The organism is Chloroflexus sp. (assembly GCF_056331925.1).
This window is the reverse complement of record NZ_JBWGQH010000003.1, coordinates 43745-70122: the sequence shown is the minus strand read 5'-3', so window position 1 is coordinate 70122 and position 26378 is coordinate 43745. Positions and strand designations below refer to the sequence as shown.

The window sequence follows — 26378 nt, the reverse complement described above, 5'->3', positions numbered from 1 at the left end:
CTGTGCAAGTGGTATAATGCGGTGCGACAGAGAGGAGGGTGCTTGAAATATCAACTAACCCTACATCCCGTCGCCGGAGCATGGCACAGCGAGCAGCTTACGCTTACGGTCGAGGGTGAATACATTCGTGATGTTGAATACCGACCGGCTACCGGTGATGGCGCGTATGCCCAACGTCTTCTCCAAGGTAGCGTAGAGAGTGCAGTACGGGCAGCAGCACGAGTCTGTCCGTATTGCAGTGTTGCCCACACCTTTGCGCTGAGTTTGGCGCTCGAAGCACTAGCCGAGATCACAGCACCATTACGGGCGCAAGCGATACGGGTTATAGTAGCCGAACTTGAACGTGCAGCATCGCATATGAATACGTTGGCGGCTCTTATAGCCGCCTTAGGCCTGAACAGTGCAACACGCCTAAGTCAACTGGAAACCCGGATTCGTTCAATCCTGTTGGCGCTCTTGGGCCACCACGAGGCTGCGTATATCCGGCCGGGTGGATTAGCCGAACCGCTCGACGAAGCACGCTTAGCTGACACCGAACGAGCTATCAACGAGCTACTACCACATATGATTGAACTTGCCGAGCAAACCATTCCGCGACGCACGTTGGTAGCGCGAATGGTAGACATCGGCGTACTCACCACCGACGCTGCCCGGCAATTTGGTCTAGCCGGTCCATTAGGACGAGCCAGCGACATCGCAACCGATCAACGCATCGATGCGCCTTACGCCGGTTATACCGTACTCACACCGGCTCTGGTCGTCGAACAAGGTGGTGATGTCCATGCCCGAGCAGTAGTCTTATTAATTGAAGCAATTGAATCCTTGCGATTGGCAGCACGTTGGTTGCATAACCTACCCATTGGAGAAACGTACACCGCATTTACGCTGAGGTTAGGTGAAGGGACGGCAACCGTTGAAGCACCACGCGGACCGTTGCGCTATACTGTGCGCAGTGATGGTCAACGATTGACGACGGTGGAGATCGGGATTGCGCCACAACTAGATCGGTTACTGGCCCGCACGCTCTTGCAAAACGCCGCAGTGGATGATACCTTGCTGATCGCTATCTCGACCGATCCTTGTACTGCGTGCTGGCGCGCAGCAACCTCTGCGATTGGACGCGAGCATCTACCATTGTAACGTTCGTCGAGACGACAGAGAGGGACACCGATCTGCACCGTCGCCATAATCCACGGATAGAAGTTTCATGGGTGTCACAATCGGTCTGATCGGCCTGTTAGCGGCAGCGGTAATGTGTTTTTTACTGACCACAACCGGTCTTACCCGCCGGATGGGATTATTTGCTGCGTTGGCCGCAGGACTAGCAACCGTCGGCGTTGCACTTGACCCAGTAGTTTTGGCTCCGACCGACCCGTTGCTGACTATCGGAGCAATCCCACTAACTTTACCATCAGCGGTTGCCCTCAGCGAGCGGGCAATCGTCGTTGCCATCTTGCTGAGTGGAACCGTTGGGTTACTGGCGCTTGCCTTGACGGCTCCGCCGTCAACAATCGGTTTGGGGGCATTATTTGGCTGGCTTCTCATCAGTCTGGCGGCAGCGTTATTGAGTTGGACTATTCCCCCGCTGAGTTTTTTTACCCCACTGAGTTGGGTACTAGCGGTGGTATCAGTGCATGGAAGTTTACTCGCTGCTAGTATGCAGTATGAACCAGATCGCTTACCGGGCTATCTCATCGCCGGAGCTGTGGCCGTCGTGGCGGCAAGTAGTCTGATCACGACGATGGCCCTCCAACCACCAGATACCTTACCGGCGCCGGTGATTGTGGTAATTGCCATCATCGGCGCCTTAGCCCTCGCCGGAGCACCACCGTTTGCCGGTACACGCCTCGATGCGGTCGGCGCACCGCCATTGATCGGCGCATTGACCGTTGGCGTAGTCTTACCATCGATTGGTTTAGGTTTTATCGTGCGCATCTTACCCCAATTACCGCCGCTGCCCGATCTGGCGAGTGCAGTGCTCGCGGCTGCCGGTACGCTCGGAGCATTGGGTGCTGCGTTCGGCGCATTACGGTCAACATCGGGCCGCGAACTCGTCTTTTGGCAAGGGGCAATGCAGGCAGGCTTGGTGGTCTGCGCTTCAGCAATCAACGATCCACTGGCCGGCTTAGCCGCATCGGCGTTGTTGTTGGTCATACCACTTCATGCGGTGACCGGCGGTTTGGTGGTAGCCGCGATCGAACGGCATCAAAGCAGCGATACGCTTGATGGTACACCGGCGCAGATTCGCTTACCACTCACCGGAGTGCTCTGGATGGTGATTACGGCAACGGCTACCGGCTTCCCCGTCAGTTGGAGCTTCTGGGGTTGGCGCTGGCTGAGCGAAGCACTGGTCACCCGACTTGCGTGGGCCATACCACCCCTGATTGCGGCAGCAGTGATAGGGTTGGCGGCCGGTCTCCCGCTCCTCTTTCGCTGTTGGTACGGCCGTGCCGGTGTCAACGAACGCGGTCGCGAACAGATCCTTGGCGTTCTTATACTCGCACCACTGGTGCTAGCGGGCATAGCGCCGTGGCTAGCGTGGCCGCTCTGGCTCAGTTGGTCACCCTTTGCTCCGCCAATCTTGCCCGCTGAGCCGATTGCATGGCCATTTGTCGGACTCGCTCTGGCTATCGGGATTGGTGGGTGGTTTCTCGCGCGGCACGCAGTCTCGTCACCGTCGCTCAACCCCGGTGAGGCAGTCATTCCAACGTGGCAAGGTATGGGTAAGGTACTCGGTTGGCCGGTCGAAATTGCCAACGCGCGCACCATGTTGACTCTGATCGGGCGCGGCCTTGATCGAGTAGCGACTCTGCTGCATACAGCGATGATCATCTTCGAGCAGCGCTACTATCTGTTTGGCGTGATTGTTGCACTGATTGCTATCCTCGTGTTGATGGCACAGTGAGCAGGAACGATATGACGATTGATATTTGGATCATACTGCTTAGCATCTCAGCAGGTGGTATCTTGTTGCTACGCGACTGGCGGCTCACTGTTGGGCTGTTACTCTTGAATTATATTGCACTAGCCGGTTTGCTGAACCAACAACCGTTTATTCCACCTGATCTTGGTCAGTTTGGGCTGAGTTCACTAGCCGTGATAAAAGTGCTGACCGGCCTTTGCGCCACTTCAATTCTTGCCGTAACAGCACTGACCTTTTCTCGTGACTACGGCCTCGAAGACCTTGACGAATTCGGGCAAGCGGAGCTACGACGCGCCTTGCGGGCAGCAGCTCGCCAACGCTCAACCGAAACGTTTCGACTCATCGATTATATGCTACCTTTTGGATCAGGCCTGGCAGCGCTTGGCACAAGTATCCTCTTACCACTTATCTACCCAATCGCTCCTAGCCCGGTCCTCGATTTCGCGTGGTACTGGCTCGCCCTCAGTGGCGTCTTAACCATTGCCACGGCAAGCGATGTCTTGAAGATTGGGCTAGGAATGTTACTCTGCACCAGCGGCATCGATCTGCTCTACAGCACCGTGATCAGCGCACCGGCGGCAAGTGGCTTGAAGATTGTACCGCTATCACTCCTCAGTACGGTGCAAATCTTACTCGCCTTAGCCATTGCATATCTTGCCGGCTTGGTCTACGGTCGCCTCAAGACACTCGCCATCAGCGAACTCTTCCGCGGATAACCATGCTGTACCTACTACTCATCTTCTTCCCCATCAGTATGGCGTTCACCACCTTCCTCTTGCGCCGTCGATCGCGGATCGCCATCGGATTGGCTATCGGCACCCTGATAACCGAACTCTTGCTCGCGGTGCAAGTGCGGGTTGACGATCCGATCCGGGTGTTGGGCGTGACATTACTCCTCAGCCCATTACATCAGATTTTCCTCTTTCTCTTTCTTGGAGTGGGCATCGTCACCCTTATCACTGCGCTGATCCTGCCTCACGGGGAAAATCTCAGCGCGATTGGTTTGCTTACGATCGGGCAGACCATCGCCATTCTAGTCATGCAAGACTCGTTTGTCACCGCACTCGTGCTCGTTTCAATTGGTCTCACCACCGTGCTGGCGATTGTCGATCTGCCGGTCGGTGCGGGGGTTTTGGTGAGTCGGCAAGTCTTAGCGGCGGCACTTAAATATCTGGTTCTGATGGTTGTCAGCGGGATTTTGCTCTACATCGCATATGTGCTCACCGACATCTTTCGACCGGGCGAACTGCCGGGACGAATCTCACCGGCCCGTTTCATTTTGGCACTGTTGGCTGCCGGTTTTGCGTTGCGGATGGCATTGACTCCATTTCATTCATGGCTGGTTGATCTCGTCTCATATAGCGGTTCTCTAGCCAGTATCTTGTTGATCGCACTACCGGCGCCGGCCAGTCTCCTCATCTTCCTGCTTACCCTCCAAAGTTTTCCCACGCTGATCTTTGAAGGTGGGCAGGCGCTCAACGTCTTGCGCACCGGGGCTGCAATCAGTGCCGTACTTGCGAGTGCTTTGGCGTTAACCGCGGGGTCACTACGTGGTCGAATCGCTTACCTTATCGCAGGACACTGTGGAATCATCTTCTACAGTTTTGCCTCATTGTCACTGCCCGGTCTGAGCGGGGCTATCTTAGGCAGTATCAACCTGGCATTAGGCGTAACCGCAGTCCTCCTCAGTTTAGCGCTGATCGAATATCCCGACGGACAATTAGCGGCAACAACACGCAGTGACCTGTTTTGGCAGCGCCCGATGGCCGGCGCGGGTTTACTCGGTGGTGGGCTGGCACTCATCGGATGGTTCCCGTTTCCGGGCGGCACGAGCTATCTCCTTGCATTACAGGCGGCCGCGGCCATCAACTGGATCGAAGTACTGGTTTTGGCAACAGCGATGGCACTTGCCGCTCTCACACTGGTACAGTTGACGATCCAGTATTTGCTGGGGACACGTGAATCATCACCAACCACTGAACCTCCACTACTTGAGGAATCTGACCTGAACCGGTTAGTGCCACCGCGTCACGTTGGCGAACCGATAGGGGTCGGTGGGCTTATCGGGGTATTGCTGGTTGTTATCATTGTGATCGGTCTCTTTCCCAACCTACTCTTACCAACTATCGAAGCCGCAGTGCGTAGTTTAGCGGTGCTGTCGGCCTCATAGTGCTGTTCGACGGTCATGGCACCCAGGTTATGATAGACGAAGAGAACGGGGCGATTGTACGAATGCCGATAGGATACTACCCGTTCGCGCCATGACCCATGGGCGCATACTGCACAATGAAAGGGTCTGGACCGTTTATGTGGATAGCTGAGTTGCTAGCACTCTTGATCTATCCGGGTGGTTTGTGGACGTTTGGGCTATGGATCGGGTATCGCGCACTCACCACATGGCAACTACCAACCAACGGCCAATTACGCTTCGCAACCGATCGACCCGGTTGGATGGCACTCGCCACGCTCTTCTGCGTTGCCGGTGGGCTTACCGGTCTACCGTGGCCGTGGCATCCGTCGCCACACGCATTTGGCTGGTTAGGGGCGTGGGCCTTGCTCGAGGTAGCGGCATGGCTGCCACTGTGGCCGACCTTAACGGCGGGAACTCCTCGTATCGTTCGTGCTGCTATGCGCGAGGCGCAGATCAGCCTGCTCGGTCGCGCATTACTGTGGGGCGTAGCAGCGATAGGCTTTAGCAACGACAATACACTGACCGGGGCAGCGCTTGCCGGGCATGGGCTGGTGTTGGTGAGCGGCCTCCTGAGCCTCCCGGCAGCGATCAATTGGGGGCCATTCGGTCCAGAACCGTCACTCGGTCCGCACGGTATTGTCGAAGGGCAGTCGGCCAAGACGGCTGCTGCTATAACCTTCGCCCGTGACCTGGTAGCCGCGGCGCTGATTACGGTCGTCTGGCAAGCAGGTTTATCACTCGCCAGCGTGCCGGCGTGGGTAGCGGCAGTGACGATCATTGCGGGGAGTGTGGTCACGATTCTCAGCCTACGCTGGCTACAAGGCCGTGTACCCCGTTTTAGCGTACCGGTCGCACTGCGCTTTACACTGGGTTGGGCCGGCAGTACAGCCTTGTTGGCAGTGATAGTGTTAAGATAAAATAGCAATACCTGAGATTCGGTAGCCAAGTCACAACGGCGATCACTTTTGGAGCATCATCATGACCGAAGTCATCGTAGTTGAAGGTCTCACAAAGCGTTACGGTCATGTCTCGGTATTACGCGGAGTCAATCTGCGCGTGGTCGCCGGTGAAGTCTACGGATTGATCGGTCCGAATGGCGCCGGCAAATCAACCCTCATCCATCTTTTATTAGGATTTTTGCATCCCGATAGTGGGCGCATTCGCGTGCTTGGCAGCGCAGATCTCGAAGCACAACGCCGCTTCATCGGATATGTTCCCGAACGTCAGCGTTACCATACACACTACACAGCCCTTGAATACCTCACCTTTCTCGGCCAATTCGACGGTATTCCGCCTAAACGCTTGCATCAGCGTATCGACGAGCTGCTCGAATTAACCGGCCTAACCGCAATGGCCCATCGTTATCTGCGCACGTTCCCGAAGGGGATGTTGCAACGGCTCGGCATCGCCCAAGCCCTGTTAACCGACCCTGACTTGTTACTGATCGACGAACCGACCAGCGGGCTTGATCTCGATGGTCAGCAGGAATTGCTCACCCTTCTCAAGGATGTGCGACAGCGCGGTCACACGGTCTTGCTCTGCACCCACCGACTGGCCGAAGTGGAATACCTTTGCGACCGCGTCGGTATCCTCACCGAGGGCAAAATAATGCTCGAAGTTAACGTACCTGAGGTACGTCAAATCCCCGGCAGTATGGTCATTCAGACGGGACCACTCGATCTAGCGCTGCGCCAACGGCTTGAAATGATCGGGCCAGAGGTGCAAACCAACGAACACACCGTACTGATTAGCCCACATACATCTGAGCTACAAGCAAAGGTACTGCAAATCCTCCTGGAAGCGAAAATCTCCATCAACGTACTGGAACCACAAATGAGTCGTTTGATGCAGATCTATTTGCATACCGTTAGCGGTCAACCAACAGACAACCTAGTGGCATCTCCCGTAACGCGGATCTCGCTCCGTGACACGCCACAACCACCACCAACTGATGAGATAGACCCGATGCTTAAACGTCTCTTACAAATTGGTAGTATCAATTCCACCCGTTCTAAGGACGGTAAACAATGAAGTATACACTCGTACAAGCAACGCGATTAGTTCGGTTTAACTTGCTTGAGTACTTACGCTCTGGTCGGATCTTTTTTGAACTGGTGGCGACGGTTGCCTGCTATGCAGCTTTGCTTCGCCCGACCGATACCCCGATGAATGCCGGCTATCTGTTTACCGTGCTTGGATTGTTTGGACCACTGATGGCAATGATCACCACCGGTTTTATCATCGGGCTGGTTGACCGCCCTCAGGGGTACATCGTCTTGGCCCACAATGTTAGTCGTATCGCTTATTTACTGGGGGTGTTTTTCACGTCAGTTACGGTCGCAACGACAATGTACGGTATGCTCAGCCTACTCGTTGCCATCCTCAATCGGGCAATTGACCTTGATCTGATAGGCTGGATCCTTGCCACCTTACCCCTTTTCCTCAATATGTGCCTTGGCGCAGCACTCATTCTACTGCTATCACCATTGGTAGCGTCAACCGGGTGGCGCCTCTTTATCTTAGCCCTGGTAGCCGTTGCTTTGTCGAGTAACGTGATTAGTGGTCCTGTCATCAACCAAATCGCCGAACTGAGTCCTGTATTGGTCGACGTGCTACGGGCAGTACAGACGATACTGAGTAGCCCGCTCGTGCCGGTGATGTACGGCTACCACCTGAGTATTACCCGTACCTTCTCGAATATCACGGCGTGGTCGAATCTACTTGCCCAGTGGTCTCTCTTGCTCGCATTTCTCGGACTGGCGCACTACGCCTTCAAACGACGTGACCTGATCTTTAGCGCGTCGTAGGATCAGTTACCGGTACAAAGGCGATTGCATCTGCCCAGATCCCTCGCCGACGATCACCGGCCAGCGTTCCGGTGGCGACTAACGGTGTGCTTGTTGGATCGAATTGATACACTCCTAAATCGGCCCACCAATTCCGCTCAGCTTCTAGATCAACCGTCACTACCGTTTCACCATCGTGGTGACGGATGAGAAACCGCGCCTCTCGTGAGTCATCGTAGCCGTTGAGGGCAAATGGCACATACGCCAATACCCGATAGGTGCCGGCGGTAGGTAGTTCCGGTTGCCAGACTGCGACGCGCGGTGCAGCGAAATCACTCATCCGCCACGGACGTGACGTGCTAACTGCCAATTGCGACGGAGCAAACTGCGCGCTCCCGCCGTAGCCCATCGCTATCGTTTGCCATTCACCACTCGTGCGAAAACCAGGATCGCCGTCATCAACGACGATCACGTTTGGCGACGGCGATCCACAGGGCGAGGGCATATCAGCCCATAGCCAAACGCTGATCTGACCCACCGGATTCACAGCCCACGGATCAGGATCGGCACCGCACCAACCGTATGGATCGACATCACGGCCTAGATACTGAACCTGAAAGTGCAGATGCGCACCACGCGCACAACCGGTATCGCCGGCAATACCGATCACCGCACCACGTTCCACGACATCACCGGACGTCACCAAGACGCGTTCCAGATGCCAATACAGTGTTCGGTACCCGTTACCGTGCTCAATAATCACCGCACCCGCCGGCGTTGCACACCCATCATCGGAATAGCCGGCAAAGACAACCCGACCAGGTGCAGCGGCCAGTACCCGATCGGGTGGTCCCATAGCATAATCCCAACCGGTATGTCCATCGTAGGCAAACGCACGATCGGTTTCGGCCCGGCCCCAGTAGGTATGCAACGAACCGTTAGCCCGCAAAAATGGAGTATCGTGGTCGAAAAACGAGGTCACAGGCACGTTATGTTCTGCCGGACGCGAGAGAAACGGTGCTGCCGGCGGTGGCCAGTCGAGCGGGGCAAGACGCGGATCAAGATCGAACAGACGCTGATAGGTCGGGGCTACCGCCCAGAGTAACCCATCGAGCCGATCCGGAGTAGTCGTCGGGGCGAGCGCTCGACTGAGCACATACCGACTAAGATCGGTTGGCGCTCCGATCTGACTCCCATCGGCAAAGGTCAACGGTGGTAACTCGGTCGGACCAAGCAGAGCGTAATCACGCAAAGCTGCCCGCAGCTCGCGGGTCAGCCAGCGCAACTGGTTAAACAACCCTCGCCGGATGCCGTTATCGCCGCGAAAGCCGGCAGCCCACACCAACTGCCCATCACTCGGATTAGGAGTACTGAGCAGACCACTCTGTAGTTCCATCAGGCTAAGCAACAGACGGGGACTGATACTGTACAAATTGCTCAACACGACCAACACATCGGTAAACGAATGGCTGCGCCCACCGACCACCGTGCGGATGGTAGCCAGCGGACTATTACGTGCTTCTAGAAACGCTTGAATCTCAGGCCCACTAAATTGGTAATCGTAACTGAGCCGTTGGGGATCGAACAGCGGATGGACGGCAGGGGCAGGTGTGGGGGGCACAACCGGTGGCTGTGTTGGCGTGATCGTTGGGAAGACGGTGGGAAGTGGTGTCGATAGGACGGTCGCAGTTGGCGGTTGGGAGCCAATGACCGTTGGGGTTAGCGGCGGTGGTGACGGAGTCACCGGCGGCAATGGGGCCGTGCAAGCCGTTAGGCAGATCAGCACAATCAGCAACAAGCGATGCATAGTGCGATAAAGATAGCCGAAAGTGAGGGAACGGTCAAGTGCGGGAGCGAGGGTGTGGCATCGGCCATCGATACAATTGGCGGTACATCACTTACAGGAGGCAGCCAAACCGAGGGGTATGCCGATAAATAAGGAGATGCTTACAAAAGTAACTCTTTAACAGCAAAAATCACTGAAGGAACACGAAACAACGTAAGGTACTCCCTAAAAGGCCTAAGGTGCAGCAACTACAGAATTGGTGTTCACCGCAACTCGAACACCTCTTTATCAACCGGCTCAATCTCAACCGGATAGTGGCCGGTAAAACAGCCGGTACAGAAAGTCGCCGGGTCACGACCGGTCGAGCGGATCAAACCCTCAAGGCTCAGATAAGCTAGACTATCAGCACCGAGATGCTGGCAAATACCTTCAATCGACATCCGGTGTGCGATCAGTTCTGGGTAGGTAGCCATATCAACACCGAGGAAGCACGGATGACGGATCGGCGGAGATGAAACACGCACGTGTACTTCACTTGCTCCCGCCTCACGGAGCATCCGAACAATCGGGCCGCTGGTATTGCCGCGCACAATACTATCATCAACCAGAACGACCCGTTTACCGGCCAGATTATCGGAGAGTGCATTAAACTTAAGCGCGATACCCAACTTACGCAGCCGGTCGTCGGGTTGGATGAAGGTACGACCGATATAACGGTTCTTGATCAAACCCTCCGAGTAGGGAATGCCCGACTCTTGGGCATAGCCGATAGCAGCCGGTGTTGCACTATCGGGCACGGCAATCACCACGTCGGCATCACACGGCGCTTCCCGGGCCAATTCGCGCCCTTGTGCCACACGCATGGCATGAAGCACCTTTCCGTGCAATACGCTATCAGGGCGGGCAAAGTAGATGTATTCAAACAGACAAGCTGCAATCCGCGGCGAGGGCTGGTGTGAGATCACCTGCGGGCCGTCGAGAGTGATTTTGAGGATTTCACCCGGCTCTATCTCACGCACCAACTCGGCCCCAATCGTACCAAGCGCACAGCTTTCCGAGGCAACCACCCACCCCTGTTCACCCAACCGACCGAGACAGAGCGGATGCAGACCCCACGGATCACGCACGGCGTAGAGCGCATCACGGGTCAGCACGGTCAGACAGTAGGCACCTTGGGCGCGCACCATAAACACTTTGAGCTTCTCTTCCCACGTGCGCCCCTCGCCACCCGCCAGCATTTGGGTGATCACCTCGCTATCGCTACTGCTGGTTAGACCCACACCACGTTGGAGGAGTTCGCGACGCAGTGAAGCAGCATTGGTCAGATTACCGTTGTGGCCGACGGCCAATGGCCCCAACGCACTCTCGACGACAAACGGTTGCGCATTTTCAAGTTTCGACGAACCGGTGGTCGAGTAGCGTGTATGGCCGATGGCCAAATAGCCACTGAGTGGTCGTAGTTTATCTTCATCGAAAACTTGGGCAACAAGACCCATGTTTTTATAGTAGCGAATACTACGACCATTACTTACTGCGATACCGGCGCTCTCTTGGCCGCGATGTTGGAGGGCGTAGAGACCAAAAAAGGTCAACCGGGCAACATCCGCATCGGCAGCAACGATACCGAACACCCCACACTCGTGACCCGGTTTGTCTTGGGGGAAGAGTACATCGTCCGGTGTATCAGTGATGGTATCATAAGACGTAGTTACGCCTGAGAGCGATTGCATGATAAGAGGTTCCTCCTGCGCGCAGGTTAGGAGACGACATTGCGACATTGCTATCTATAGAAAGTATAACACGGATTATGACCATACCATTCGACAGTACGCCTCCCCGCAGTAGCATCTCATGGGCCAAAGGCTGCGCACTGACGGCGATTCTCGGCATTGGATTAGGCATAAATGCCATCTTGCGACTGGTGGAAATCGGCGTAACCCTCTTCGCCAGCGGCGATACAGGGCGCATGATCGTCATCTGGATTAGCGTGGTTATCGGTGCCGCGGTATGTGGGCTGTGGGTCTGGATCGGCAGCGGAGCTGTGCGTACAGCAGCAGTGCGCTGGTTGGCTGCCTTACCATTACCGGCAACCCTGGCACTGACCATTATGATTCCCTCTGCCGAGAGCCAACTGCTGATGGTTACTCAACTCGGACTAAGCCTGATCTACACACTGGTTTTGGCATGGCTGATACGTCGTCCGCTACAATGGCAGACAACTCCAATCCTCTTCAATGCAGGGGCCTTCCTCGCGTTGCCGTGGCTAGCTATCGGCACGCCCGGTTCGTGGGTCGACGTAGGTCTCGCCTTAACACTCGGTGCGACGATAGGCTGGGCTGGCGGTCAATTACTCGCATGGCGACCACCGCTCAGTTGGGTACACGGTGAGGTACCGATGAGGGTCTGGCTCGGCGAAGGGGCTGCGCTCAGTCTCCTCCTGCTTGTGCTAAGTCGTGCGCTCGGCCCGAACGGTGCAGCCCTGTTATTCTGCTGTTGCGCACCGGTCGGGGGCTGGTTATGGTTGGCAATTGGGCGGCACGTCGATGTGAAAGCTATCGTTCCCCTCTCGGCCCTCTTTGGTCTCTTCTTTTTTGGGGTGCCACTCGTCCTGACGGACTCCGACGCATTAGTGCCATTGTTATTGTTTGGTAGCTTCCCCGAGGGGTTTCATCTAGCCTTGCTGGCCGCTCTTGGGCAGGCATTACTGGCCTTACTGGTCATACCATTAGCCCTTTTTCTCCCCAATCGTCTTCTCCACACCGCCGGTGCAGCACTTGTGGCAGTGGCCGGGCTGACGCTGCTCATCGGGGGTGGACGAGCAACACCGGCGGGGGATCGCTGGTTCGTGGTGTTGCGCGATCAAGCAGATGTGAGCGACCTCACGACCATCACCGATTACCAAACCCGCCGCAGCGCTGTGTATCGCCGTCTAACCGATCATGCCATCGCAACGCAAGCCGATCTTCGAGCAGCGCTTGACAGCTTAGGTGTGCGCTACACACCCTACTATCTCGTCAACGCCTTAGAAATTGAAGGCGATCTCCCACTGCGTCTTTGGTTGGCAAACCGGCCCGAAGTGGCCGAGGTGATGCCATCACCATTTTTACGCCCGTTACCGCTACCACTCCAAACAGCGCGTGGCGACGAACCATCACCTGATGAAACACCCACCAATCTCACCGTTATCGGTGTACCGGAGGCCTGGGCATTAGGAGTGCGTGGCGCCGGCATTCTCATCGGCCAAGCCGATTCGGGGGTCGATGCTGAACATCCTGAATTGAGCGATGCGTATGCTGGTCAGACAGAAAACGGAGTCATCCACGCTTATCATTGGCTCGATCCGTGGACGGGTGCAGAAGCACCGTATGATCACAATGGGCACGGTACCCACACTCTCGCGACAATCTTGGGAAATCGGGTCGGGGTAGCACCGGATGCGCAATGGATCGGGTGCGTCAATCTGGCCCGCAACATTGGTAACGCACCGCGCTATCTCGACTGCATGCAATTCCTCTTTGCGCCGTACCCACCGGGCGGCGACCCTTTCCGCGACGGCAACCCGACACGAGGTGCGCACATTCTCAACAATTCATGGGGCTGCCCGCAAGACCTCGAAGGCTGCACGTCCACATCACTCCAACCGGCCGTCCGTGCGCTCCGTACCGCTGGCGTCTTCGTGGTTGCTAGTGCCGGCAATGATGGCCCGGCATGCAGTTCAGTCAACTCCCCTCTTGCCATCTACGCCGAAGTGATGACGGTCGGCGCTGTGAATAACGAGGGCCGCCTGGCGCCATTCAGCAGTGTCGGTCCGGTTGTCAGTGATGGTAGCCTCCGCCCTAAACCCGACCTACTCGCACCGGGGGTAGAGGTGTTATCGGCGTTTCCTAACAACAGCTATCACCGAGCTAGCGGCACTTCAATGGCCGGACCACACGTAGCCGGAGCAGTGGCCCTCCTCTGGTCAGCAAATCCTGCTCTGATTGGAAACATTGACGCGACCGAGCAGATACTCCGCGATACTGCTCGTCCCTATCCCTTCGACGATAGCGACCGGTGTGGTGCAGGGAATGGCACCGGAGCCGGTATTCTTGATGTTGCATCCGCAGTCCGCCGAGCACTGGCACGATAAGCACGAACAGTTATCTCACAGTGGTCGTGGACACACCACAATAGCTCCTCCTTATCTTGTTGCGCCACCGACAAACATGCTCGTTCTCCATGCGATCACACCGTTTGCCCGATATGATACACTCTACATGTGGGATCACGTCGACTGTCACTATTCAAGCTATGATTCGCTACCAACGGACTGCGCTCGCGTTTCTCGGTCTGCTCTCAATAGTAACCCTGATCGCTGCGCTCAGCACGGTCGGTGATGCAACGTTGCGCAACGACTGGTCACGATTGGCCGGGATGTCAACGTGTCTTGGCGTAATGCTCGGTTTGGCGTGGCTGACACCGCTCCGACTGCTGAAGGTTGGCGGGCGATTAACGCTGATCGCCATTGAATTGGCCGCCACTGCATGTGCCCAACTACTCACTGCCGCACCATTGATCGACTATATCTATCTCGTGCTCGTCCTACAGGGAATCATCCTCTTCAGACCATGGTTGTGGACATTGATGGCGGTGAGTGTGTGGATCATTTGGGCAATTGTACGCTATCAACTCTCGAACGATATATTGATCTGGCTACAAAGCAACCTTGCGATTGCCTTTCCCGCGGTTTGCGCCATTATTGCAGCGTTTATCTATGCGCGCCACGTTCATCGTAGCGAGCAGGTGCAGCAGAAGCTCCAACAGATGCAGCAACACTATACGGCGCTATCGACATTATTACGCGATATACAGCAGCGTGTCGCACGGGAAGAGCGTCAGCGGCTGTTGAACTGGCTCACCGGCGAGGTACAGCAGACATTGGTCTATGCAGAGCAAGGGCTGACCACAGCCTTGGCGATGGCACAATCGAACCTCAACCGCTTACAAACCGCACTCGATGTACCACGAACAGCAACGGCAACGGCGATTGCCCGATTACGGGCGACCGTACAGGCCCTACGCTACGTCCCAAATGACACGAAACCGACACCGTATAGAATGCTGGCCGGGGCGTTCGATGAAGTGCTGATCTCGTCGCTGCCTAATAATATACTGGCTTGGTTACTGCCATCGCTCTTTGTGGGCCTATCGTTAGGGCTGGTATTCCTCCAATCCCGGCCTCCCTCGCTACCTATACTGCTTTGGCTCGTGGTATTAGGCGGTCTGTTGATCGTCACCAATGCCTACACACAGTACGTCCGCCGCTCCATCTTTATTCAGATCGGCCTGGTAGTACAAACAATTACGATTACCCTCATGGCCGCCCTTACCAACTTGCTTCCCCTATTGTGGGGACTGTTGTTGGTCGCTTGGCAGATGACCAGTCGCCTCTCACGGTGGCAACTGCTCTTCTTCAGCGGAATATGGCTCCCGTTACTAATGATGATCGGCTACGTCCAGCCAAGCTTTCGCGACTCTACGACTATTATGAGCTTATTGGTGGCGGTAATGCTCGTCAGTGGCCCGTTGCTGTTGGCTCGACGCCAATTACGTCGTCGCCAGCAGGTCGAACAACAGGTTCAGTTGCTTGAAACCGAAATAAAACAGCAAACTGACGAGGTGCAGCGGATTACCATCGCCGCCGAACGTTCGCGTCTTGCCCGTGAAGTACACGACGATCTCGGCTCCAAACTCGTGTTAATGAATCTTGAACTGCAACTCGCCACCGAACTGGCCGGCGAAGATCCGGCTAAGGCACGTGACCATTTAGCGAACAGTCGCGAATTGTTGCATAGCGCATGGCGCAGTTTGTTAGCAGTGGCCGACGCTGAGCTACCGTTTCAACCGGCAACGCTAGTCCCAGCGCTACACCGGCTAACCCAACAGTGCGCACAGAGCACCCAGGCTACCGTGACTATCGACATCGAAGGCGATTTGGCGCAATTATCGGCACAGGTAGCACATTGTATCTACCGCACGGTGCAAGAGGGGTTGACCAACGCCTGCAAACACGCCCACGCTGCCACCATGCATGTCCAGGTGCGTGCAGCCGACGGTTACGTGGTAGTCACCGTCACCAACGATAACCGTCCACACCAAGTATTACCCCCTGTTGATTTGGGAAATGGCAGTTTTGGTCTATTAGGTCTGCGTGAACGGGCCGAGGCCCTTGGCGGCGGGTTAGAGGCGGGACCACTCGCCGAAGGTGGCTGGCGACTACGGCTGGTGTTACCCTACGAAGGTGAGGAATAGCGATGGCAATCCGGGTGCTCATTGTTGATGATCAAGCGTTGATTCGCACCGGTATTGCGACGTTATTGGCGCGCAAGCCGGATATTGAAGTCGTCGGGCAGGCCGGCAATGGCCGTGAGGCGCTCAACCTCGTCGCCAAGCTCGATCCGGATATTGTATTAATGGATGTGATGATGCCGGAGATGGATGGGGTTGAAGCAACCCGACATCTGAGCGCGCGCGGCCCACGCCCGGCAGTCATTATGCTCACGACCTTCCCAGATGATGAACGTGTGTTACAGTCGATTGCCGCCGGCGCCCGCGGCTACCTCCTCAAAGATGTTGATCATCGCGTATTAGCCGATAGCATCCGTACCGTTGCTGCCGGCGGTGCGCTCATCCATCCGCAAATCACAGCCCAACTCTTACCACGTCTTAGCCAATTGGCGACACCGTCCGCTTCGCTCCCTAGCCCCTCAGCCGAACCGTCCATCGCACTGACCCCTCGCGAACGAGACATTCTTCGCCTACTGGCACAAGGCTACACGAATCAAGAGATTGGCGAAGCACTCGCACTGAGTATTGGGACCGTCAAAAACCATCTCAGTGTGATCTTCGCCAAACTCGCCGTGCGCGACCGGACTCAAGCCGCTTTGTGGGCACGCGAGCATTTACGGTCGTGAACGTTATCGCGACCCACCCGCTGCCGGTTGCTCGCCCTATGAATTTGTGCAATTCTCGTTGACAATTGTCATGCTACACGGCAGCAAGCCTGATGAACTCGCACTAGAGCGGATAACAACTGGCAACATGACCTGGTACGTCGGTGGCGCAAGTAATCCCTTGGCCGTGTACATCACCGAGTTACCAGCTTGGTCTCCTGCTGTGATGATCAAGTGAACATCCGGCCAATTGCGCGGCACCAATGCGCGCCAGAGACGCCCATCGGTAGTGTCTTGGGTGAAGGTTAGCGGTGTCCACGTCACATTATCGTCAGCAAGGTAGACGGCCGTCACCGTTACTTGCGGGTTGGTCGGGTGATCAGGATCGCTGATCACGACTTCAATCGGTGTCGATACATTTTGCGGAATAATATCTTGACCGGCGATACGTACCCGCTCGATCACCGGCGGATTCTGATCGGCAAGTGCCGTCTCAGCACCAGATGCTGCCGGATCGGTATAGATGACTTGAAAGACGAGCTGAGTATAGGTGCGCAATGTACCGGTGACACCGTCGGTAGTGCGAAAGACGGCGGCTGTGCTAATCAACGTATCACGCTGGCCTGCACCATCACCGAGGCGGCTATGACCAAAAAACCGGTCTGGTAGCCAGAAACCGATGCCGGCACTAAAGTCGGGTTCGATGGTGGTCGTGATGAGCGGGTCAAACGTCTCGGTCACAATTTGGGTGACAGTCGGGTTAAAGTTGTCAACCGTATTGTACTGTCCACCGAGGAAAATCACATCTCGCACCACTAACGGTACGCGGTTATCATCATCATCATCACTCCCCGAAAGCGCTGTAATATCGTATGCAAAGGCAGGTAAACTCGGCATCCCGATCTGGTTATAGTCAAAGACGGTAACGGTAGGTGTGATGTTAAAGGTACTGTTAAGCAAGAAGGTATCGCTAATCGTCACATTGCTCGCGCGGAGGCGGACGACTGAACCGGTACGCGTGGGTTGGAGATAGTTTGGATCGTAATTGATCGTAAATGTAATAGTACGGGTCAACTGACTGCTACCGATTGGCTCTGGTGCCGTGCGGTCGTCAACCGGACGTTCGGCATTGAGGTCTTCAACCGGCGCATTCAATGGGTTATCAACGAAGAGCCGCTTCCACGGTAAGCCATAAAGGGTAGTTATTGACAGTATCTTGTAATCGTAAGCGTTCAAGCCAAACGATGTCCGTAGATAGCGGATTTTAGCATTGACCAACGCTTCACCAATACTGCGGCCAACGTAAGTGAAACCTTCAGGAGCAGCCGAATCGGGACGTGTCTCATTCCGCAGCAACTCTTGCGTCAATAACACCGCCAGTCGCTCACTGTAATCAACTCCGTCGAGTGTGCCATAGCCGTAGCCGGTGTTACCGATCCAGTTACCGGCATGCCGGTTGAAGGCTTGGGGAAAGTCGGCAGTATACCGACTGACCGGGATCGTCGCTGGTGATTGGAGGATCGCATTGGACGGTACGTTGTAACCGCTATGGCAACCGATCGAATAGTAGATAGTATTGTAGAAAAAGCCAGGGCATAGCGATGGGTAATAATCGCACGACGAAGTCGGTCCGCTACTGCTGTACTGCACTGCCAGGATGCGCTCGGCGGGAAAGTCGGGATTGGTACCACTCCTGACCGCTGGAAGAAGCTGCCAATGGTCGAAGTGGGCATTCAATGAACTCAGTACCGTTTGGGTACGGGAATAAACGTCGAGCGGCGTAGTGAAGAAGCCGGTCGCGTCAAGTGGTTGTTCAAGCCACGCATTCTCAAACGCGGTTCGATTCCACGTATTCGTAATTAACAGTCGCTTGGCAACACTATCTGTCGTCGCTTGGCCGATAGTATTGGCAATTGCCGTCGCCCCGTCGATTAAGAAATCATACCCGGTTAGCGAAAGTGTTGGCGTATAGAACGAATCGGCCCGTAGATCGATGGAGTCATCCCACCCCGGTACATTCCGACGCAAAAAATCGACAATCTCCGTAGGCCGTTCCACAATCCGGCCAACCGCTAAGTCTGGGATAAACAGTGGAAAGCCGTAGAAGCGGTAGGGTCGGTCGGTACCGTAGGGATTATCACTGAGGAGCATACGGTTACGAAGGGCGGCACCCAAGGGATTATCGGGTGAAATAAGGCTATTCCCGCCACTATTCGGATCAATCGTCTCTAAATACTTTAGATAATCGGCCTCGTTCGCAATCGTCGTCAGATCGGGCAAGCGGAAAAACGGGATAATCTCATCACTCCCGATCAGCACAATGTTGCGCACGTTAGGATACGGTGTTGTTTGCACATTCTCATCACTGGGTTCGACATTGTTGTCTACAGAAATCTGGTAGCCTACCCGTACCTCACCCGAACGACCATTGCCTGTTGGATCGATCATCGCCTCGATCACATGGTCGATAATGCTGGCGAGATAGTTGGCATACAGTGGGTTACGCTGGTTATTAGTCTGAACCGAATCCTGTAACAATTGGCTAAACGGAGTCGCACCACTGCCCGTGACAACGGTGAGATCGGCCATGCGTTGTTCGACCTGCCCCGCGGCGAGGTTTCAGCGTCGCACCACTGCCCGTGACAACGGTGAGATCGGCCAAGTCGATCACAAACCCTTTTTCTTCAATCAGTGGAGTTTCGTTACTACTCCACACCAATGTTGCGGGGCTCGTATAGAACTGAAGGGAATCATCTATCGCCAGAATGTTGCTTAACTCATCTGGATAAACCTCTTGCATTCGGGCAGAATTGATAATATAAAGGGTGGTCACCTCAGGATCGGGCACATCGGTGAGGACCTGAACGTGAGGAGCCGGTCCGAGCGATTGGAGCGTACTTCGATTGAGCGTAATCGTCAGTTGGTAGGGAACAGGACTCGTCTCACCGGCACTTGCCGGTGCAACCGCGACAAAATAGCGCCCCGGGTGCCAGACGATGGTTTCGATCTGTTCGTCGCGTGTTCCCGGATTAACGCTGATCGAGGTAATCTGCCCGCCGATTGACGTAATCTGCCCACCGATCGAAGTGATCTGCCCGCCAATTGACGTAATCTGCCCACCGATCGAAGTGATCTGTCCGCCAATTGACGTAATCTGCCCGCCGATCGAGGTGATCTGCCCGCCGATTTGCGTCACATCTTCCAGGCCGCTTTTCCCAAGATCGAACTCAAAACTCTCAGTAGCACCTCCCTGTCCGGTCACAGGATCGACTCCGCCACCAAAAACGAGGTCGTAATCGGCTTGTAAATTCGTCAACGTCACCGTAACCAATGAGCCGGGCGCATCGATAGTGAAAGCAAAATAATCAATATCACTCGATGACGCGATCACACCCTCAATCGGTTGACGCCAGCTATCAGTACGGCCGATGGCAATGGATTGCGCAGTAACACCAGGTAACACCAGGTGGCGTGATGCTACCGTTCGGTTCGCTTTCGCCAACGAGGGGCAATTCGGTCACGGTCGAGAGCTGGATCGGAACTTCAGCAGCCGTTGTGGGGTACCGTCAAGCAAGGCGGCCAGCAACCGGTAGCTATCATCAGCAGACAACTCGCTCAGCTCAATACGCACCGTCCCCGGTAACGCATCCCATGGCATTGGCATGACCATTTCGGGTCGGTACGTCACCACCAAAGCTAACGTTCGTCCCGCGAGCATCTTGCTCAACCGTTCGAGCACCTCCAGCGAAGCCGTATCCGCCCAATGGCAATTTTCGAGAACGAGTAACAACGGCTCACGGGCTGCCGTTGCCGGGAGTATCTCGACCAGTAATTCTTGGAGTCGGTCATGGCGCTGTTGAGGTGACAAGCCAGCGGTCAGCGTCGTCTCGGGTAACGGCACACCCAACGCATCGCGTAACAGCGGGATAAATCGGCTGAGCGCCGGTACAAGCCGCTTAACACGCACCGTAATGTCGGTAACCAACTGTTCAGGCGCAGTCCGTAAATCGAGCCCTAACGCACTCAAGATAGGGTTGCGGATCGCCGCGTAGGGCATACGCTGCTCGTAACTCTGGCAATCCCCAAACAGAATGGTGAATGGTGGTACTTCCTCTTTGGTTACGTGTTGCTCAGTTGAGGCAATCACTAGTTGTTGAATAACCTCCTCCGCCAATCGCGACTTCCCCGCACCGGCTTCACCAACCACAGCAATCGTGGTACCACGACCTTTCAAGGCAGCACGTGCTGCAACCAACATTGCAGCCATCTCACGATCACGACCGATGAGCGGTGCTACGGCAAGGTTTGCATCATTCTGACGTGTGGCAACTGCCGCGATCCGTACCACCCGTACCGGTATCACCGGCTCGTTAAAACCCTTAAGTTGCAACGATGTCCCCGGTTCGAGGACAAACTGCCGTGTATCCCCCACAGCGGCAAGATATGGTGACGTAGTTGCAACGATGTCCCCGGTTCGAGGACAAACTGCCCCTCAACTGCGGTTTGGGTGCTAGACGACAGATAGATGGCATCTGTGGGCGCTGCTGCCATCAACCGAGCCGCCAAATTCACTGCCGGACCCATTACGGTATACTCATAGCGGGTTGCGCCACCAACCCGCCCGGCAAAGACCGTGCCGGTATTAATACCAATCTTCTGAGTGAGCGGTGGTACCGCCGTACCCAGCAATTTGGCAATCTCTTGATTCGCTTCAGACAACGCCTCACGCAATTCGAGCGCACACCGGACTGCCCGCGTTGGATCATCTTCATGGGCAGTCGGTGCGCCGAACAATACCATCAGCTTATCACCGTGGGTGTACATATCGACTTTGTTGACGATACCATCATAACGATGGACAACCGCCTGGGCCCGTTGGTAATAAGCGTTGAACACGGCAGCAGCCCGTTCCGGTTCGAGCTGCAACGTATTCAGATAGATCGAAAAAGCATAGACGTTGGCAAAGAGCACCGTCACCGGACGAAACTCACCCAATTCACCCGCAGCCGGATCGAGAAAGCGACGCGGTAAGCGATGGACTAGGTATGGTTGGAGCGCAGCCAATTGGCACGCCAAGCGATTGAGTGTCGCCAGATCGTTTGGCCCCGCTAACGGTAACGGTAACGGCGCCGAGATCGAGCTGGTGGTAGCAGCTAAGCTCAACAGACGATAAAAACCCTTGCTCCGCGCTTCGACCTGATAGGAATCCAACAAACGTAACGTCTGTTCGGTAATGACCACTTCACCCGGCGCAGCAATCTCTTGCGCCAATGCAACTCGATTCACTTCCGAACCGGTCACGACCAATTCGATATGGCTCTGATCACCGACTTCAGCGGCGAACACCTGACCGGAATGCACACCAACCCGGAGTCGAAGGGTAAACGGACCGGCGCGTGTCTTTAGGTTGGTAAACTCCTCCATCCGTGCTTGCATCGCCAATGCGGTAGCGCAAGCAGCGATGGTATGTTGATCACCCAAGGTAGTAGCATCAAAGAAAACGGTCAACGCATCGCCACCAAACTTAAGCAAAGCGCCATTACGTGTGCGGACTTCGTACAAGAGTGTGTCAAACAGCCGGCTGACAACCGCCGATACCTCTTCGGCACCCTGCCGGCCTAATACCGACAGACGCTCTGACAACGCGGTAAAGCCGGAAAGATCGGCAAAAAGCAGCGAACCTTTCCAAAACGCGCCGGTAGTACGACCGGGCTGCGGGTTGATGAGTTGGCGTTGCACGATTTGAGCCGGAATGTACGCTGCATACGCAATGAGCTGGGTCCGCAAACTCTGCCCAATGTGCGCACGCACCGATGCCGGTAGCGTGCCGGTAGCAGCAAGTTCGGCAGCCTGATGAGGATCGAGATAGTTCATCAGGTCACGCCATTTGATCAACGAACCGGTCATAGCGACTTCCATAGGTTACTCCGGCGAACGGGAAGCAAGCATCTTCTATTCTAAACGTTTTGTCGCCGGAGATTGGTTTATAGTTACGCTTTGCCAAACTGGTGCGTGATAACCTTATTGTGCAGCGAAAGAGGTAAAAAAAGAAGAGGGTAAAATGAGCGACTCGATAAAAAATTTTTTAGTGACCTCTTGACAATATCTCGGTGGAGGTGTATACTCGTCACACTTGCTATAAAGTGTAATAATAACACTAACTAAGGAAAGACCCATGCTCGGCCAACTGTACGAAACTACCGGCGACACCGCCGCTACCCTCATCGCAGAGATCAACGACCTACGCCGTCAGCGCAATGCCATCATTTTGGCCCACAACTACGAGTACGGCGAAATCCAGGAGATCGCCGACTATGTCGGCGACTCGCTCGGTATGGCACAGGCCGCAGCGCGCACCAATGCTGATGTCATTGTAGTATGCGGCGTCTACTTCATGGCCGAAACGGCAGCGATTCTCAACCCACAACGCACGGTCCTGATCCCTGACGCCAATGCCGGTTGTTCGCTGGCCGACTCGATTACGGTCGAGCAGTTACGCGCGTGGAAAGCGGCAAATCCAGGGGCAGTTATTGTTAGTTATGTCAATACCAGTGCTGCCGTGAAGGCCGAGAGTGACTATTGCTGCACCTCAGGCAACGCCGAGCGTGTGATCAATGCTATCCCCGCCGACAAGACCATTCTTTTTCTGCCCGACATGTTTCTCGGCAGTTACTTGCGCCAAAAGACCGGGCGCCCGCTTAAGATTTGGGCTGGCGAGTGCCATGTGCATGCCGCTATTCGCCCTGATATGATCGAACAGAAGCGAGCAGCGATGCCCGATGCCGAATTCCTCATTCACCCTGAATGCGGTTGTGTGAGCAGTGCCATGGACTATCTGGCCAGTGGCGCGATTGATCAGCGTGGTACCCATATTCTCTCAACCGAAGGCATGATTGCCTACGTCAACCGATCATCGGCCAGCCGTTTTGTAGTTGCGACCGAGATCGGTGTTTTACACCGCATGCGTAAGGCCAATCCCAACAAGCAGTTTGTCCCGATTGACGATTCGATCAGTTGTCGCTATATGAAACTGATCACGCTGGAAAAAGTGCGCAATAGCTTGCGCGATTTACGTGAACCGGTGAAGGTACCACCAGAGATTGCTGAGCGAGCACGGGTGGCTATCGAACGGATGTTGGCGCTATGACCGTGTTGATGGCGTTATGTATACACGAGCTGCGGAGTACTCTATGGATCCCATCCCAGCCCCACGCAGTGCAGTATCGTTCATGCCCCCTGCCTGTGATCGACAGTTTGACGTGTTGGTGATTGGCGCCGGTGCTGCCGGTCTCACAGCAGCGTTAGCGGCAGCAGCAGTCGGCGCACGGGTTCTCGTCTTGGCCCGCGGGACGTTGCCCGAAAGTAATTCAGCGTGGGCACAAGGAGGGATCGCTGCTGCCCTCGATCCCACCGACTCACCACATCTCCACATTGCCGATACGCTGACTGCCGGCGCCGGGTTGTGTGATGTGGCCGCGGTGACGACGCTCGCCCACGAGGCGCCGACGTTAATGCGTGAATTAGCCGCTCTCGGTGTACCCTTCGAGCGCGACGCCGATCGGTTTGCGTTGGGGCTAGAAGGCGGTCACTCCCGTCGGCGCATCGTTCATGTTGGTGATGCAACCGGCTGGGCAGTAACGCGCATTTTAATCGACCGAGTACGAGCCACCCCTCGAATTATCGTGCGTGAACAAGCCCAAGCAATAGAGTTGCTCACCGCCGGGAAGCGCGTGGTTGGCGCCCTCGTCAGACTGGCTGATGGTACGTGGTGGCGGGTGCTGGCCGCAGCTACAGTGTTGGCAACCGGCGGGGCCGGCGCCTTGTACGGCCTCACCAGTAACCAACCGATTGCGCTTGGTGAAGGCATCGCGTTAGCTTACCGTGCCGGCGCAGAAGTCGCCGATATGGAGTTTGTGCAGTTTCACCCTACCGTTTATCGTACCCGTGATGGGCATGGCTTCCTTATTACCGAAGCCGCACGCGGTGAAGGGGGCCGTCTCTATACACCGTCAGGCCGGCGCTTTATGCCCGACTACGATCCGCGTGCCGAACTGGCCCCCCGTGATGTAGTGACGCGCGGAATTATGGCAGCGATGCAAGCCGAGGGGTGTGATTATGTCTTGCTCGATCTGACCCATCTCCCCGCCGACCGTATCGAGCACCATTTTCCTACGATTGTTGCCCGCTTGCGCGCCGATGGGATCGACCCGGTGCGCGATCCGATCCCGGTTACACCGGCAGCACACTATCTGATGGGCGGGGTTCGCACCGACCTCAACGGTGCAACGAATCTCCCCGGTTTGTTTGCTGCCGGCGAAGTGGCTTGTACCGGTGTACACGGCGCGAACCGGCTGGCAAGTAATTCGTTACTCGAATGTCTGGTGTTTGGGCGGCGAGCCGGTGAAGTAGCAGCAACGTGGCGCCGCATACCGTTGCCGTTGCCCGATCCTCTTCCGGTGAATCTGACAACTACAGCAGTACCGGTAGCGTGGCGGGCACACTTGGCAACGATCATGCGTGCTGCCGGTCCCCTGCGCCATGGCGATACGTTACGTCAGGCATTGATCGAATTAGAGGCGTGGCCAATGATCGCCGATCCGTTCGATCCCGAAGCGATCACCGCAGTGAATGCTGGACTGACTGCACGTCTGATCGTGGCTTCAGCCCTGCTCCGCACCGAAAGTCGCGGTGGTCATTTTCGCCAAGATTACCCCCAGAGCGATGAAGCTTGGCGTAGACACACCATCCTTCGCCGTCGCACACCACCGTGCTTTGCCGCAACCATTGCACCACCGCCAGAGCGGAGCAACGATGAGCGAGCCATCCCCCAAGTCGCGATGATGTAGCGAATTCGGAAAACGGAAGACGGCATAGCTTGAGACGCAAGGATAGATTATGGATATACCACTTCACCTGATCGACACCATTGTCAGCCAAGCGCTCGCTGAAGACATTGGTAACGGCGACATTACCACACTGGCTGCTATTCCGGCCAATATCACAACCACAGCCTACATTGTGACGCGCGAAGCCGGTGTTATTGCCGGCTTACCCCTCGTTGCGGCAGTCTTCCGCCAGCTCGATCCGACGGTACGGGTCACGTGCCATATCACCGACGGCACCCCCGTCTCCGCCGGCACAACAGTTGCAACCCTCACCGGATCGGCCCGTTCGATTCTCAGTGGGGAACGGGTGGCCCTCAATCTGCTGCAACGGCTAAGCGGGATCGCCACCCTTACCGCCCACTATGTGGCGGCTATCGCCGGTACCCGCGCACAGATCATTGACACCCGCAAAACAACCCCCGGTCTGCGCGTGCTCGAAAAGTATGCAGTACGAATGGGGGGTGGTCGTAATCACCGCTTCGGTCTCTACGATGGCGTGATGCTGAAAGATAATCATCTGGCGATCCTTGCCGCACACGGGGTTGATCTGGCGACTGCTATCGCCCGTGTACGCGCTCAGATCGGGCCAATGGTGCGGCTCGAAGTTGAGGTAGAGTGCGTGACCGATGCCATTATTGCTGCTGAAGCCGGAGCCGATCTGATCCTGCTCGACAACATGCCACTCGACCAGCTCAGAGCAGCGGTACAGGCGGTTGGTGGACGGGCGAAAACCGAAGCCAGCGGTGGCGTCACTTTACAGACAGTGCGCGCGATTGCTGAAACCGGTGTTGATTACATCTCGGTAGGAGCCTTGACCCATTCGGTACGCGCACTCGACATTGGGTTGGATTGTACCGAGGAACAACGAGGATAGC

19 protein-coding genes are annotated in these 26378 nt (G+C 55.8%); 13 read left to right on the top strand and 6 right to left on the bottom strand.

Annotated elements, in window-relative coordinates:
* Window positions 1-42: 42 nt before the first annotated feature.
* From AC01ZF_RS02560 to AC01ZF_RS02530, 7 genes are all read left to right on the top strand, one after another.
* Window positions 43-1140, top strand: coding sequence for an NADH-quinone oxidoreductase subunit D-related protein (locus AC01ZF_RS02560; RefSeq protein WP_424676584.1), 1098 nt, complete (start codon window positions 43-45; stop codon window positions 1138-1140).
* Between the two features lie 67 nt (window positions 1141-1207).
* Complete coding sequence (locus AC01ZF_RS02555; RefSeq protein WP_428112662.1) at window positions 1208-2905, top strand: hypothetical protein; 1698 nt, start codon at window positions 1208-1210, stop codon at window positions 2903-2905.
* An 11-nt stretch (window positions 2906-2916) separates the two neighbouring features.
* Entirely contained in the window at window positions 2917-3639 is a 723-nt protein-coding gene (locus AC01ZF_RS02550) for a hypothetical protein (RefSeq protein WP_428112660.1), read from the top strand.
* 2 nt (window positions 3640-3641) lie between these two features.
* Window positions 3642-5093, top strand: a complete 1452-nt coding sequence (locus AC01ZF_RS02545) for a proton-conducting transporter transmembrane domain-containing protein (RefSeq protein ID WP_424677034.1) — start codon at window positions 3642-3644, stop codon at window positions 5091-5093.
* A gap of 116 nt (window positions 5094-5209) precedes the next feature.
* Complete coding sequence (locus AC01ZF_RS02540) at window positions 5210-6031, top strand: hypothetical protein (RefSeq protein ID WP_476575090.1); 822 nt, start codon at window positions 5210-5212, stop codon at window positions 6029-6031.
* Window positions 6032-6092: 61 nt separating this feature from the next.
* Window positions 6093-7145: an ABC transporter ATP-binding protein gene (locus AC01ZF_RS02535; protein ID WP_424677036.1), complete on the top strand. Its 1053-nt coding sequence runs from the start codon at window positions 6093-6095 to the stop codon at window positions 7143-7145.
* The gene (locus AC01ZF_RS02530) at window positions 7142-7921 is read left to right on the top strand and encodes a hypothetical protein (protein WP_428131432.1); all 780 of its coding nucleotides are present in this window, start codon (window positions 7142-7144) and stop codon (window positions 7919-7921) included. The genes AC01ZF_RS02535 and AC01ZF_RS02530 overlap by 4 nt, the downstream gene beginning before the upstream one ends.
* Here the strand turns inward: AC01ZF_RS02530 and AC01ZF_RS02525 are convergent.
* Both AC01ZF_RS02525 and purF read right to left on the bottom strand, forming a co-directional pair.
* A complete protein-coding gene (locus tag AC01ZF_RS02525; RefSeq protein ID WP_424677038.1) occupies window positions 7908-9707 on the bottom strand; it encodes a peptidoglycan DD-metalloendopeptidase family protein in 1800 nt (599 codons plus the stop codon). The two genes, AC01ZF_RS02530 and AC01ZF_RS02525, sit on opposite strands and share 14 nt — an antisense overlap.
* Window positions 9708-9949: 242 nt before the next feature.
* Complete coding sequence (gene purF, locus AC01ZF_RS02520; protein ID WP_424677039.1) at window positions 9950-11416, bottom strand: amidophosphoribosyltransferase; 1467 nt, start codon at window positions 11414-11416, stop codon at window positions 9950-9952.
* Window positions 11417-11493: 77 nt separating this feature from the next.
* Between purF and AC01ZF_RS02515 the strand changes: the two genes are divergently transcribed.
* The 3 genes from AC01ZF_RS02515 to AC01ZF_RS02505 all read left to right on the top strand — a co-directional run bounded on the left by AC01ZF_RS02515 (window position 11494) and on the right by AC01ZF_RS02505 (window position 16639).
* Window positions 11494-13815, top strand: coding sequence for a S8 family serine peptidase (locus AC01ZF_RS02515; RefSeq protein ID WP_424677040.1), 2322 nt, complete (start codon window positions 11494-11496; stop codon window positions 13813-13815).
* A 161-nt stretch (window positions 13816-13976) separates the two neighbouring features.
* Window positions 13977-15977, top strand: coding sequence for a sensor histidine kinase (locus AC01ZF_RS02510; protein ID WP_476575089.1), 2001 nt, complete (start codon window positions 13977-13979; stop codon window positions 15975-15977).
* A gap of 2 nt (window positions 15978-15979) precedes the next feature.
* Window positions 15980-16639 carry a response regulator gene (locus AC01ZF_RS02505; protein ID WP_424677042.1) on the top strand — a complete coding sequence of 220 codons (660 nt, stop codon included), beginning with the start codon at window positions 15980-15982 and terminating at the stop codon, window positions 16637-16639.
* A gap of 36 nt (window positions 16640-16675) precedes the next feature.
* Here the strand turns inward: AC01ZF_RS02505 and AC01ZF_RS02500 are convergent, their stop codons facing one another.
* The 4 genes from AC01ZF_RS02500 to AC01ZF_RS02485 form a co-directional block, all read right to left on the bottom strand.
* Window positions 16676-19207 carry a peptidase gene (locus AC01ZF_RS02500; RefSeq protein WP_428131427.1) on the bottom strand — a complete coding sequence of 844 codons (2532 nt, stop codon included), beginning with the start codon at window positions 19205-19207 and terminating at the stop codon, window positions 16676-16678.
* A complete protein-coding gene (locus AC01ZF_RS02495) occupies window positions 19161-20009 on the bottom strand; it encodes a hypothetical protein (protein ID WP_476575088.1) in 849 nt (282 codons plus the stop codon). Before AC01ZF_RS02495 ends, AC01ZF_RS02500 begins: the two co-directional genes overlap by 47 nt.
* A 126-nt stretch (window positions 20010-20135) precedes the next feature.
* Window positions 20136-21008 carry an AAA family ATPase gene (locus tag AC01ZF_RS02490; RefSeq protein ID WP_476575087.1) on the bottom strand — a complete coding sequence of 291 codons (873 nt, stop codon included), beginning with the start codon at window positions 21006-21008 and terminating at the stop codon, window positions 20136-20138.
* The gene (locus AC01ZF_RS02485; RefSeq protein ID WP_476575086.1) at window positions 20978-22537 is read right to left on the bottom strand and encodes an adenylate/guanylate cyclase domain-containing protein; all 1560 of its coding nucleotides are present in this window, start codon (window positions 22535-22537) and stop codon (window positions 20978-20980) included. Before AC01ZF_RS02485 ends, AC01ZF_RS02490 begins: the two co-directional genes overlap by 31 nt.
* A 256-nt stretch (window positions 22538-22793) precedes the next feature.
* On the opposite strand from AC01ZF_RS02485, the gene nadA reads away from it, so the two are divergent.
* Genes nadA through nadC form a run of 3 tightly spaced genes read left to right on the top strand, consistent with a single transcriptional unit; the run spans window position 22794 to window position 26377 of the window.
* On the top strand, window positions 22794-23765 hold the full coding sequence (gene nadA, locus AC01ZF_RS02480) for a quinolinate synthase NadA (RefSeq protein ID WP_424677046.1): 972 nt from the start codon (window positions 22794-22796) through the stop codon (window positions 23763-23765).
* Between the two features lie 43 nt (window positions 23766-23808).
* Window positions 23809-25464 (top strand): L-aspartate oxidase, encoded by a 1656-nt coding sequence (nadB, locus tag AC01ZF_RS02475; RefSeq protein ID WP_476575085.1) that lies wholly within the window; start codon window positions 23809-23811, stop codon window positions 25462-25464.
* 49 nt (window positions 25465-25513) lie between these two features.
* Window positions 25514-26377, top strand: a complete 864-nt coding sequence (gene nadC, locus AC01ZF_RS02470; protein WP_424677354.1) for a carboxylating nicotinate-nucleotide diphosphorylase — start codon at window positions 25514-25516, stop codon at window positions 26375-26377.
* Window position 26378: the final 1 nt, after the last annotated feature.